At 73.5% G+C, this 11652-nt stretch carries 11 protein-coding genes; 7 read left to right on the top strand and 4 right to left on the bottom strand.

The features are described from left to right. Window positions 1–220: 220 nt before the first annotated feature. The 3 genes from DY240_RS19810 to DY240_RS19800 are packed head-to-tail and all read left to right on the top strand — an operon-like array spanning window position 221 to window position 2983. Complete coding sequence (locus DY240_RS19810) at window positions 221–865, top strand: TetR/AcrR family transcriptional regulator (protein ID WP_119661572.1); 645 nt, start codon at window positions 221–223, stop codon at window positions 863–865. After that, window positions 858–1355 (top strand): PH domain-containing protein, encoded by a 498-nt coding sequence (locus DY240_RS19805; RefSeq protein ID WP_119661571.1) that lies wholly within the window; start codon window positions 858–860, stop codon window positions 1353–1355. Before DY240_RS19810 ends, DY240_RS19805 begins: the two co-directional genes overlap by 8 nt. Further along, window positions 1352–2983: a PH domain-containing protein gene (locus DY240_RS19800; protein WP_119661570.1), complete on the top strand. Its 1632-nt coding sequence runs from the start codon at window positions 1352–1354 to the stop codon at window positions 2981–2983. The genes DY240_RS19805 and DY240_RS19800 overlap by 4 nt, the downstream gene beginning before the upstream one ends. On the opposite strand, the gene DY240_RS19795 is transcribed toward DY240_RS19800, so the two are convergent. Next, window positions 2968–3387, bottom strand: a complete 420-nt coding sequence (locus DY240_RS19795; RefSeq protein WP_119661575.1) for a PPOX class F420-dependent oxidoreductase — start codon at window positions 3385–3387, stop codon at window positions 2968–2970. The two genes, DY240_RS19800 and DY240_RS19795, sit on opposite strands and share 16 nt — an antisense overlap. Window positions 3388–3661: 274 nt before the next feature. On the opposite strand from DY240_RS19795, the gene DY240_RS19785 reads away from it, so the two are divergent. Continuing rightward, entirely contained in the window at window positions 3662–5194 is a 1533-nt protein-coding gene (locus DY240_RS19785) for a DEAD/DEAH box helicase (RefSeq protein WP_158602913.1), read from the top strand. A 6-nt stretch (window positions 5195–5200) separates the two neighbouring features. Here the strand turns inward: DY240_RS19785 and DY240_RS19780 are convergent, their stop codons facing one another. The 3 genes from DY240_RS19780 to DY240_RS19770 form a co-directional block, all read right to left on the bottom strand. Then, window positions 5201–6346, bottom strand: a complete 1146-nt coding sequence (locus DY240_RS19780) for an RNA polymerase sigma factor (RefSeq protein WP_119661567.1) — start codon at window positions 6344–6346, stop codon at window positions 5201–5203. An 8-nt stretch (window positions 6347–6354) separates the two neighbouring features. Continuing rightward, on the bottom strand, window positions 6355–6765 hold the full coding sequence (locus DY240_RS19775) for a YciI family protein (protein ID WP_119661566.1): 411 nt from the start codon (window positions 6763–6765) through the stop codon (window positions 6355–6357). Between the two features lie 61 nt (window positions 6766–6826). Beyond that, a complete protein-coding gene (locus DY240_RS19770) occupies window positions 6827–7513 on the bottom strand; it encodes a GntR family transcriptional regulator (RefSeq protein WP_147375411.1) in 687 nt (228 codons plus the stop codon). Window positions 7514–7779: 266 nt separating this feature from the next. Here DY240_RS19770 and DY240_RS19765 point away from each other — a divergent pair, with 266 nt between their 5' ends. From DY240_RS19765 to DY240_RS19755, 3 genes are read left to right on the top strand one after another with little or no spacing between them, the layout of a single operon-like run. Next, on the top strand, window positions 7780–9222 hold the full coding sequence (locus tag DY240_RS19765) for an FAD-binding oxidoreductase (protein ID WP_119661564.1): 1443 nt from the start codon (window positions 7780–7782) through the stop codon (window positions 9220–9222). After that, the gene (locus tag DY240_RS19760; RefSeq protein WP_119661563.1) at window positions 9219–10346 is read left to right on the top strand and encodes an FAD-binding oxidoreductase; all 1128 of its coding nucleotides are present in this window, start codon (window positions 9219–9221) and stop codon (window positions 10344–10346) included. Before DY240_RS19765 ends, DY240_RS19760 begins: the two co-directional genes overlap by 4 nt. Next, entirely contained in the window at window positions 10337–11650 is a 1314-nt protein-coding gene (locus DY240_RS19755) for a (Fe-S)-binding protein (protein WP_119661562.1), read from the top strand. Before DY240_RS19760 ends, DY240_RS19755 begins: the two co-directional genes overlap by 10 nt. Window positions 11651–11652: the final 2 nt, after the last annotated feature.

Genomic DNA, 11652 nt, shown 5'->3' with positions numbered 1-11652 from the left:
GCTCTTCCCCCGTCCCCCTGATAGCTGCCCGTTCTGAGCCGCGGGCGCGCGGGTCAAGCGGTCATCGCCGGCGCGAAGCGCCCCACAGTCCGCTTGAGGCGCGTGCACGCGGCCAAGACAATCGGGCAGCAGGGGGACGGGGCCAACGCCACACACGACCGACCAACGTTCACGACCTCACAGCTACGCACCTTCTGAAGATGTCGCTAGAATTTTGGTCATGCGACCAAGAAATGAGGCGACTGACCAGAAACACCGGTCGTTCATCGAGGCCGCACGCCGCGACCAGATCGTCGCCGCCGCCATCGAGACGCTGGCCGACGTCGGCTACGCGAAGACCTCGTTCGCCCGCATCGCCGAGCAGGCCGGCATCAGCGCGGGGCTCATCTCGTACCACTTCGACCACAAGGCCGAGCTGTTCGAGCAGGTCGTGGCCGATATCAACGCGCTGATGGACGCCTGGCTCACCGAGCACATCGGCGACGCCGCCAGCTACCGCGAGGCGTTGCGTCGGCTGATCGGGGGCTTCGTGAGGTTCTGCGATACACACCGCCGGCACGTGCTCGCACTGGGTCAGGTGCTCGCCGGCCTGGGCGGTCAGGAGAACCGCGAGCTGGTCCGTTCGCAGCGCGAGATCGCGGTCGGCCAGATCGAGCAGCTGCTGCGCGAGGGCCAGGAGCACGGCGAGTTCCGCGACTTCTCGCCGCGGTTCATGGCGGTCGCGCTGCTGGGCAGCCTGGAGGCGATCCCGAGCGAATTGTTCGCCCGTCCCGAGACCGACGTCGACGCCTACGCGAAGGAGCTGTCCGTGACCTACGACCTGGCGGTGCGCCGGTCCCGCCTGAGCCGGATCGGCCGTGGCTGAGCAGCCGATCGATCTGCGGCCGCCCGAGCACCGGGTCGAGCGCCGCGCCATCGGCCTGTGGGTGCTGCAGTCGGTCATCGGCTTCGGCATCCTGGCCGGCCTGCTCACCGCGGCGTACCTGATCATCGGGCCGGCCCGGTCCTGGCTGGGCCCGATCCTCGTCGTCGTCGCCGTGTGGGGTGCCGGCGTCACCCTGGTCATGCCGTTGTGGCGCTACGCCGTCCACCGGTGGGAGGTCACCGAGGAGGCCGTCTACGCCGTCACCGGCTGGGTCGTCCGCGAGTGGCGGGTGGCGCCGATTTCGCGCATCCAGACCGTCGACACCATCCGCGGCCCGCTCGAGCAGGCACTGAACCTGGCCACGCTCGAGGTCACCACGGCGTCGTCGCGTGGGGCGATCAAGGTGCCCGGCATGGACGCGGCGGTCGCCGCTCAGGTGGCCGCGGACCTGGCGAAGATCACCCAGCGCACCCCGGGCGACGCGACATGACCGCCGACCCGGAGCCCGTCGCCGCCGACCTCCAGCCGGTCCCCGCCGGCGACGAGGTCCCGTGGCAGCGCCTGGACACCCGGGTGGTCTGGGTCGACTCCGCCAAGACGGTGCTCTCGATGGTGCCGGCCGGCGTCGCCGTCGTGTTCTTCGGCGCCGAGATCAGCTGGGGCACCATGGGCCCGATCCTGGTGGGCACCGCGGTCGGCGTGTTCGGCGGGCTGGCCGACCTGCTGCGCTGGGTCAAGACGCGGTACCGCGTCACCGACGAGTACGTCGAGCGCCGCACGGGTCTGCTGGTCCGCCAGCACCGGTCGATCCGCCGCGACCGCATCCGCAGCGTCGACACGTCGGCGAAGCTCCGGCACAAGCTGACCGGCCTGCGCGTCGTCACCGTCGGCGCCGGTCAGCACAGCGCGGCCGGCGAGGCGGCGCTGACCCTCGACGCCGTCCGGGTCGATACGGCGCAGCGGCTGCGGCAGGAGCTGCTCTACGGCGGACCGGCCGAGCGGACGTCAGAGCCGGAACCGCAGGCAGTGACCGAGGCCGCGCCGAGGCCGGACGACGAGCAGGTGTTCGCCCGGCTGGAGCGGTCCTGGGTCGTCTACAACATGTTCAGCGTCTGGGCGTTCCTCATGGCGGCCGGCCTGCTCTGGGGCACGTACTGGGCGCTGCAGATGTTCGGCCTCGACCCGGCCGGGTTCGTCCGCGGCCTGGCCGACTGGGAGGCCATCGGCACGGCGTGGACGGTGGTCATCGCGGTCGCGACGGTGGGCGTCGTCGGCGTCGTCGGGCTGGCGATCAACTTCTTCACCGAGAACTGGCGGTTCGTGCTGGCTCGCGTCCCGGGCGACCGCGGCACCGTGCTGCGCACGACCCAGGGGCTGTTCAAGACGCGCGAGGTGAACCGCGACGACAACCGCCTGCGCGGGGTGCAGATCGACGAGCCGCTGCTGTGGCGGTGGATGGGCATGGCCGACACCACCGTCATCTCGACCGGCCTCAGCATCTGGAGCATGACGCCGTCCGCGCAGATCCTGCCGCGCGGGCCGGTCTCCGTCGCGCGCCGGGTGGCCGCGCAGGTGCTCGAGACCGGCGAGAGCCCGCTCGACCGCCCGTTGCGTCCGCACCCGCGACGGGCGCTGCGCCGGCGCGTCGGCTGGGCGCTCCTGGCGACGGCCGTCGTCACGGGACTGCTGGCCTGGCTCACCACGCTGATCGACGCGATGCCCGGGCACGTGTGGCTGGCCGGGCTCGGGCTGGCGCCGGTCACGCTGGCGCTCGCCGTGGTGGCATACCGATCGCTCGGGCACACCGTCGCCGACGGCTACCTCGTCACCCGGTCCGGCGCCTGGAGCCGCAGCACCGCGGCCCTGCAGAGCCGCGCCGTCGTCGGCGTGACCTTCCGGCAGTCGCTGCTGCAGCGGCGGCTCCGCCTGGCCACCGTCCAGGTGACGACGGCGGCCGGCTACGGCTCGTACGAAGCCATCGACGTCGAGTCCGCCGAGGCGGTCGACCTCGCCGACCGCGCCGTGCCCGGGCTCCTCACGGCGTTCCGCGCGACGGCGACGGAGCCGGCGGGCCGGGCCGCGGAGCCGGCGGCCGTGGAGCTTCAGGCCCGGCCGTAGACGTGGTCGACGGGCAGCCGCAGCAACACGCGTTCGTCACGGACCATGGCCGCGCGGAAGTCGTCCCAGTCCGGGTGCTCGCCGCGGGCGTCGCGATAGTGCTCGACCAGCGCCTCGACGGTGTCGTCGTGCGGGTCGCGGGCCACCGGGCTGAGCTCGGCCAGCCCCTCCGCCGCCACCCACGAGCCGCCGCCCGGCGCCGTCACCTGCAGCGTCGCTCGCGGGTCGCGGCGCAGGTTGCGGGTCTTGGCAAGCGGGTCGCGGACGGAGACACGGATCAGGTCGGAGCCGAGGTCGTAGACGTAGGTGACCACCGACACCTGGGGCCGGCCGTCGCGCTTGACCGTCGCCAGCACGCCGAGGCGGTGTGCGGCGAGGAGCTTGCGCAGGGAGTCGTCGCTCATGTTCGCGACCAACACGCCTCGCCGCCGGTCGCATTCCGGCGGCGAGGTGATGAGCGTCTCCGTCGTCCGTGGTGCCCGGCGGGCCGCGAACCGGTAGACTGACAGCAAGCCAGGGCCTCGTGTTTCAGCGGGGCCTCATTCGTGCCCGAATTCTGTGACGGTGGAACGTCGAGGGAAAGTCGGGTACCCCGCGCCCCTCGAAGGCCTACCGTGCGTCCGCCCGCTTGCGGACGCGCTGGGGTGCGCGCCCCGCGCTCTACCGATTCGGAGCACAGTGACTTCGTACGACCCTGCCGGCGTTTCGGCCGGCACCGACTCCCGTTCCTCCTCCGGCTACGGCCAGCGATCCGACCGCCGAGGCGGCTACCGTCGTGAGGGCGGGTTCCGCCGCGACGGCGGCTTCCGCCGCGATGGTGACGGCCGCCGGCCGTTCCGCGGCGACCGCCGTCAGGGCGGCCGCCCCAACGACCGCCGCTCCTTCGACCCCGCCCGACGGGCCGCCATCGAGGCGTTCGACCCGGCCGGCTCGGCGTTCTCCGGCATGGGGGTCCCCGACCGCGTCGTGAAGATCCTCGGCGTCGACGGCATCGTCGAGCCGACCCCCGTCCAGGCGGCGGTCATTCCCGACGCCATCGCCGGCCGCGACGTGCTCGGCCGCGCCCGCACCGGCTCGGGCAAGACGCTCGCGTTCGGCCTGCCCGTCCTCGCCCGCCTCGACGGCGAGCGCAGCGAGCCGAACCGGCCGCGGGCGCTCATCGTCGTGCCGACCCGCGAGCTGGCCGGCCAGGTCACCACGGCACTCGAGCCGCTGGCCGAGGCGCTGCGGCTGCGCATGGTCACCGTCTACGGCGGCGCGCCGTACGACCGGCAGATCCGCCGGCTCGACCGCGGCGCCGACATCGTCGTCGCCACCCCGGGCCGGCTCAGCGACCTCATCGAGAAGGGCGTCTGCAAGCTCGACGACGTCGAGGTCGTCGCCCTCGACGAGGCCGACCACCTCTGCGATCTCGGGTTCTTTCCGGTCGTCGACGAGCTGCTGGCCGCCACGCCCGAGGGCGGGCAGCGGTTGCTGCTGTCGGCCACGCTCGACGGCGACGTCGACAAGCTGGTCCGCCGGCACCTCAACGCCCCGGCCAAGCACGAGATCGACCCCGACGCCAACTCCGTCACGACCATGGACCACCACGTGCTCGTGGTCGGCCCGTACAACAAGCTCGAGGTCATGACCGAGCTGATGAAGGCGAACCCGCGCAGCATCGTCTTCACCCGCACCAAGGACGGCGCCACCCGCCTCGCCGAGGACCTCGAGGACGCCGGCGTCGCCGCGGTCGACCTGCACGGCGACCTGTCGCAGCGGGTCCGCGAGCGCAACCTCGACCGGTTCAGGTCCGGCCGGGCGAAGGTGGTCGTCGCCACCGACGTCGCCGCCCGCGGCATCCACGTCGACGGCGTCGGCATGGTCGTGCACTTCGACCCGGCCGGCGAGCCGAAGTCGTACCTGCACCGCTCCGGCCGTACGGCCCGCGCGGGCGCCACGGGCGCCGTCGTCACCGTCGCGACCCCGCGCCAGGTGCGCGGCCTCGGCGACCTGCTCCGCCGGGCCGGTGTCACCGCCAAGAACGTCGACGCCCGCGCCGTCGAGGGCCCGATCACCCCGACGGCGCTCGCCGACGCCCCGGCCATGGCGCAGGAGCGCGAGCGGCCGCGCTCGTCCGGCAACGGCGGCCGCCCGAACCGCTCCGGCCGTCCCTACAAGGGCGGCGGCTCCGGCCGCGGTCGTCCGTCGGGCTACCGCCGCCGCGACTGACGCCCGTCAACGAGGCCGTCCGGCGTTGAGCCGGGCGGCCTCGCGGGTCAGGTGGTCGCGCTCGGCCAGGTTGGAGGCCTTCCGGGCCGCCTCGGCGTAGAGCCGGGCCGCCGTCGCGAGGTCCCCGTCGCGCTCGTGGAGGTACGCCGCCACCGCGGTGTGCCGGGGGAGCGAGTCGTCCAGCTCCGCGAGCGCGGCGAGCCCGGCCCGCGCGCCGTCGGCCTCGCCGACGGCCACCGCGCGGTTGAGCCTGACGACGGGGCTGTCGGTCAGCCGCGCGAGCTCGTCGTACCACTCCACGATCTGCACCCAGTCGGTCTCCTCGGCCGTGGGCGCGTCGGCGTGCAGCGCCGCGATGGCGGCCTGCGCCTGGAACTCGCCCAGCTGATCGCGCGCGAGGGCGGCCTGCAGGATCTGGACGCCCTCGGCGATCAACCCGGTGTCCCAGCGGCCGCGGTCCTGGTCGGCGAGCGGCACCAGGCTGCCGTCGGGCGCCGTCCGGGCGGCCCGCCGGGCATGGTGGAGCAGCATGAGGGCGAGCAGCCCGGATACCTCGGGATGGTCGATCGCCGCCGCGAGCTGCCGGGTGAGCCGGATGGCCTCGGCGGCGAGGTCGACATCGCCGGAGTAGCCCTCGTTGAAGACCAGGTACAGGACGCGCAGGACGGTGGCGACGTCGCCGGGCTGGTCGAACCGCACACCGGACACCGTGCGCTTGGCCCGGCTGATGCGCTGCGCCATGGTCGCCTCGGGCACCAGGTAGGCCTCGGCGATCTGGCGGGTCGTCAGACCACCGACGGCGCGCAGCGTGAGCGCGACCGCGGACGACGGCGTCAGCGAGGGGTGGGCGCACAGGAAGTAGAGCTGGAGGGTGTCGTCCACCGCGGGCGCGGGACCGGGAACCGGCTCCTCCTGGACGAGGTCCTCGCGCCGGCGGCGGGCGGTCTCGGCCCTGGTCGCGTCGAGGAACTTGCGCCAGGCGACGGTGACCAGCCAGCCCTTCGGGTCCCGCGGCGGGTCGTCCGGCCACACCCGGACGGCCTCGATCAGCGCCTCCTGCACGGCGTCCTCCGCCGCCGCGAAGTCGGCACCGCGGCGGACCAGAATCGCGAGCACGTTCGGCGTGAGGCCGCGGAGCAGCGCCTCGTCCATCGGAGCGGTCACTCGGTGACGGTGGGCAGCAGCGGCGCGAGGAGCGGGCGCAGCTCCAGCCACTCCTGGACCGGCCGCCCGCCCGCGCCCGGGGCGGCCGACAGCTCACCGGCCAGCTCGACGGCGCGCTCGTGGCTGTCGACGTCGATGACCATCCAGCCGGCGATGAGGTCCTTGGTCTCGGCGAACGGGCCGTCGGTGATCGGCGGGCGGCCCTCGCCGTCGTACCGGACGAACGTTCCCTCGGGCGCGATCGCCTGCTCCTCGACGAACTCACCGGTCTCCTGGAGCCGGGCGGCGAAGTCGCGCATGTACTGCACGTGCGCGTCGATCTCGTCCGGCGTCCACTGATCCATCGGGACGTCGTTGACCGACGCCGGCGCACCGCGGTAGTGCTTCAGCAGCAGGTACTTGGCCATGGGTGGTTCTCCTCCGCGCTGGGTGCGACCCATTCTGGCCGCTCTCGCGCCGGGAACGGGCTCAGGGGGCGAGCAGCTCCGCCCGGACGTCGCGGCGGGTGGCGGCGACGTGGTCGCGCGCCAGCTGGCCGGCCGCCATGCTGTCGCGCCGCCGGATGGCGTCGACCAGGGCCTCGTGCTGGCGCCGGGAGGTGTCCTGCCGTTGCGGCGGCACCGTCGAGAAGTAGAACCGGGCGCGCATGCTCAGCGTGCGAACGAAACCGGCCAGGAGGTTGTTCTGCGAGCAGTCGGCCATGGCGCTGTGGAACTCCGCGTTGATGCGGGCCAGCTCGATGGGGTCGGTGGACCGGCGCTGCCGGGCGAGGATGTCGTCGAGGATGGCGAGCTGCTCGCCGGTGCGCCGCTCGGCCGCCAGGGCCGCGGCCTGCGCCTCGAGGAACGTGCGGCTCTCGAACAGGTCGGCCAGCTCCTGCTCGCTGCGGCCGCGGACGAACGCGCCCTGGTGCGGCCGGAACTCGATCCAGCCGTCGACGCCGAGAGCGCGCAGCGCCTCGCGGACCGGGATGTGGCTGATGCCGAGCTGCTTGGCCAGGCCGTCGGCGTTGAGATGCGCGCCGGGCAGCAGCACCCCCTGCAGGATCGCCTCCTCGAGCAGGTCGCGGACGTGCGGCGCGGTGCGGCCGGCGCGTTGCATGCGATTCAGCGGTGCGAGGCCGGCGATGCCGGTGGTCACGGCGCCCGTGGACACGATGCAACTCCCTCCGCGCGAACAGCGAGATCCTATCTGATCGTCCCCGCGACTCCGAGTGTCGCGGGCGGGCAACACCGCACTTCAAGGCCGGTCGCAGCGGATTTACCGCGAGGCAACACAACGGAAACGTCGTAGTGATCCTATAGGTTGTCCCGGCGCGGTCCGTGGCGGCGGAACGGGCCTCGGGTCCGGCTGGTTGACCGGCCTATCGGGCGGTCCTAAGGTATCCGTATGGCGAGGCGCTCTTTTCCGGATCGCGGAATATGAGCTGGACCAGCGAGCTGGCCGAGGTGCTGGGTCGCGAGAACGTGATCGCCGACCCGGCACGGTTGCGGACCTACGAGTGCGACGGCCTGACCGGTTATCGCGTGCAGCCGGCCATGGTGGTGTTGCCGCGATCGGCCGAGGAGGTCGCCGCCGCCGTCCGGGTGTGTGCCCGGCACGGTGTGCCGTTCGTCGCTCGCGGTGCCGGTACGGGGTTGTCCGGCGGCGCGCTGCCGGTGGCCGACGGCATCGTCATCTCGCTGCAGCGGCTGCGCCGCGTGGTCGAGATCGACCCGGTGAACCTGCGCGCCGTCGTCGAGCCGGGTGTGACGAACCTCGACATCAGCAGGGCCGCCGCGCCCTACGGGCTGTACTACGCGCCGGACCCGTCGAGTCAGCAGGTGTGCACCATCGGCGGCAACGTCGCGGAGAACTCCGGCGGCGCGCACTGCCTGAAATACGGGTTCACCGTCAACCACGTGCTGGCCGCCGAGGTCGTCCTGGCCGACGGCTCCGTCACCCGGCTGGGCGGCGACTCCCCGCAACTGCCCGGCTACGACCTGCTCGGCGCGTTCGTCGGGTCCGAGGGCACGTTGGGCATCGTCACGCAGGTGACCGTGCGGCTGCTGGCCACGCCGGCCGCGGTGCGGACGATGGTGGCCGACTTCGCGACGGTGGCCGGCGCGGGCGACGCGGTGACGGGGATCATCGCGGCGGGCATCGTCCCGGCGGCCGTGGAGATGCTGGACAACCTGGCCATCCAGGCGGTCGCCGCGTCGACGCAGAGCGTCTACACGCCGGACACCGCCGCCGCCCTGGTGGTCGAGCTGGACGGCCCGCCCGACGACGTGGAGGAGCAGTTCGCCGAGGTCCAGGAGATCTGCCGCCGGTACGGCAGCACGAAGATCATGGTGGCGGCCGACGCCGACCACCGGGCGCTGATCTGGAAGGGCCGCAAGGCGGCGTTCGCGGCGGTCGGGCGGATCAGCCCGAACTACTTCGTGCAGGACGGTGTGGTGCCGCGCGGGCGGCTGGCCGAGGTGCTGGGCCGCATCGCGGCGATGGCCGACGAGGCCGGGATCCGGGTGGCGAACGTCTTCCACGCCGGCGACGGCAACCTGCACCCGCTGGTCCTCTACAGCGAGGCCGGGGGGCAGCACGACCGCGCCGAGCACCTGTCCACCGCGATCGCCGAGCTGTGCGTGGAACTGGGCGGGTCGCTGTCGGGTGAGCACGGCATCGGCGCGGACAAGGCATGCTCGATGCCGCGGATGTTCGGCGAGGACGACCTGGCGACGATGCTGCGGTTGCGCTCGGCGTTCGACCCCGACGGCCTGTGCAACCCGGGCAAGGTGTTCCCGACGCCGCGGCTGTGCGGCGAGCGGCCCGGCCCGTACCGGCCGCACCCGCTGGAGGAGGCGGGGGTGATCGAGCGGCTATGAGCACCGTGACCACCTATCGGCCGAGCACCCTGGCCGAGCTCCGCGATGCCCTGGTGGACAGCGAAGGCGAGCGGGTGGCCATCGCCGGGGGTGGCAGCGCCGCGGATTGGGGTGGCGCGCCTCAGTACGACGCTGTCCTCGACACCACCGGCATGAGCGGCCTGATCAGCTACAACCCGACGGACATGACGGTGGCCGTGCAGGCGGGCATGCCGCTCGCCACGCTGCAGGAGACGTTGGCCGAAAACGCCCAATGGGTCGCCCTCGACCCGGCCCGCGCCGCCACTGTCGGCGGGCTGGTGGCCACTGCCGACGCCGGCCCGGTGCGGCACACGTTCGGCACCTCGCGTGACAGCGTCATCGGCGTGACGGTGGTGCTGGCGGACGGTACGGTGGCCCGCTCGGGCGGCCATGTCATCAAGAACGTCGCCGGCTACGACCTCGCCAAGCTGTTCCACGGCTCGCTCGGCACACTGGGCGTGCTGGCCGAGGTGGTACTGCGGCTGCACCCGCGGCCGGCGGCCACGGCGACCCTGGCCGTCCCGTGCGACGCGGCCGAGGCGTTCGACCTCGGCGGCCGGCTGATCCACGCCTCGCTCGAGCCCGTGGCGGTCGAGTACTGCGCCGGGAGACTGCTCGCGCGGTTCGATGGTACCGCCGGCGGCGTCGCGGACCGGCTGCGCCGGGCGCGTGCGCTCGCCGGGCCGGACGCGGCCGAGGCACCCGCGCACGTCTGGGACGAGGTCGCCGCCGTCAGCGACGGGAGCGACGGCGACACCGTCGTCCGCCTCGGCACCGCACCGGACCGGACCCCGTCGCTGACCGCCCTGATCGCCCGCGAGGCCGCCGCGCACGCCGTCACCGCCGCGATGACGAGCAGCCCGTTCGCCGGCGCGCACACCGTCCGGCTGCGCGGCGGCACCCCGGCCGCGCACGCCGCCGTCGTCACCGCGCTGCGCACCGAGTACCCGGCCACCACCGTCTGCCGCTGGACCGCGGGCCTGCGCGACGAGCTCCCCGCGTGGGGCGCCCCGCCGCCCGCGGTCGCCGTCATGCGCGCGGTCAAGCACGCGTTCGACCCCGACGACCGCCTCGGCAGCGGGAGGTTCGCGCCATGGTTCTGACACCCGGCGGCTCGTTCGACGCCCACCACCCGCCGCGGCGCGACCTGCTGGACGACTGCGTCCACTGCGGATTCTGTCTGCCGACGTGCCCGACGTATCTGGTCGACGGCGAGGAGATGGACTCCCCGCGCGGGCGGATCTACCTGATGGACCTGGCCGAGCGGGGTGAGATCCCGCTGGACCGCACGATGGCCGGGCACATCGACTCCTGCCTGGGGTGCCTGGCCTGCGTGACGGCCTGCCCGTCGGGCGTGCAGTACGACCTGCTGCTGGAGGCGACCCGCCCGCAGCTGGAGCGGCACGTCCCCCGCACGCGCCGCGACCGGCTGGTCCGCGGGGCGATCTTCGCGGTCTTCCCGTACCCGGCGCGCATGCGGATCGCGGCGCTGTTCGGCGTGCTGTACCGGCGGCTGGGACTGCGGGCGCTGGCGCACCGGCTCGGGATCGTGGACCGGCTGCCGGCGGAACTGCGTGCCGCCGAGGACCTGCTGCCGCCGGTGCCGGTGCGGTCGCTGTTCCGCCGGCTGCCACCGGTCGTCCTGGCGGCGGGGGAGCGGCGGCTGCGGGTCGCGCTGCTGGAGGGCTGTGCGCAGCGGGTCCTGTTCGGCGACGTCAACGCCGCGACCGCGCGGGTGCTGGCGGCCGAGGGCTGCGAGGTCGTCGTGCCGAAGGGGCAGCGGTGCTGCGGCGCCCTGGAACTGCACGCCGGCGTCGAGGACGGCGCCGCCGGCCGGGCGCGCCACCTGATCGACACCGTCGAGCGGGCCGGCGCCGACGTCGTCGTCGCGAACGTCGCCGGCTGCGGCTCGTCGATGAAGGAGTACGACCGGCTGCTGGCCGACGACCCCGCCTACGCCGAGCGGGCCGCCCGGTTCGCCGCGTCCGTCCGTGACGTCACCGAGCTGCTCGCCGAGCTGGAACCGCGAGCGCCCCGGCACCCCGTCCACGCCAGGGTCGCCTACCACGACGCCTGCCACCTCGCGAACGCCCAGCGCATCCGCCGGCAGCCGCGCGAGCTGCTGCGCGCCGTCCCCGGTGTGGAGCTCACCGACATCCCCGAGGCCGACATCTGCTGCGGATCGGCCGGCATCTACAACCTCGTCCAACCCGGCACCGCCGAGGAGCTCGGCCGGCGCAAGGCCGCGAACATCGAGGCCGCCGCACCCGACGTCATCGCCACCGCCAACGCCGGCTGCCTGCTGCAGGTCCGGCGCTTCCTCGCCGCCGACATCGCGCTGGTGCACCCGATCGAGATCCTGGACGCCTCGATCCGCGGCGTCCCTCTGGAGAAGGCGCGACGATGACG

This window comes from Jiangella rhizosphaerae (assembly GCF_003579925.1).
Lineage (GTDB): Bacteria > Actinomycetota > Actinomycetes > Jiangellales > Jiangellaceae > Jiangella > Jiangella rhizosphaerae.
Note: the sequence above shows the minus strand (reverse complement) of the source record. Positions and strands in the feature narration are given on the sequence as shown.

Excerpts from the sequence above, each read along its gene's own strand:
- DY240_RS19755 (WP_119661562.1), top strand. The coding sequence starts at position 10,337 with ATGGTTCTGACACCCGGCGGCTCGTTCGACGCCCACCACCCGCCGCGG.
- DY240_RS19800 (WP_119661570.1), top strand. The coding sequence starts at position 1,352 with ATGACCGCCGACCCGGAGCCCGTCGCCGCCGACCTCCAGCCGGTCCCC.
- DY240_RS19780 (WP_119661567.1), bottom strand. The coding sequence starts at position 6,346 with ATGGACGAGGCGCTGCTCCGCGGCCTCACGCCGAACGTGCTCGCGATT.
- DY240_RS19795 (WP_119661575.1), bottom strand. The coding sequence starts at position 3,387 with ATGAGCGACGACTCCCTGCGCAAGCTCCTCGCCGCACACCGCCTCGGC.
- DY240_RS19810 (WP_119661572.1), top strand. The coding sequence starts at position 221 with ATGCGACCAAGAAATGAGGCGACTGACCAGAAACACCGGTCGTTCATC.
- DY240_RS19765 (WP_119661564.1), top strand. The coding sequence starts at position 7,780 with ATGAGCTGGACCAGCGAGCTGGCCGAGGTGCTGGGTCGCGAGAACGTG.
- DY240_RS19760 (WP_119661563.1), top strand. The coding sequence starts at position 9,219 with ATGAGCACCGTGACCACCTATCGGCCGAGCACCCTGGCCGAGCTCCGC.
- DY240_RS19775 (WP_119661566.1), bottom strand. The coding sequence starts at position 6,765 with ATGGCCAAGTACCTGCTGCTGAAGCACTACCGCGGTGCGCCGGCGTCG.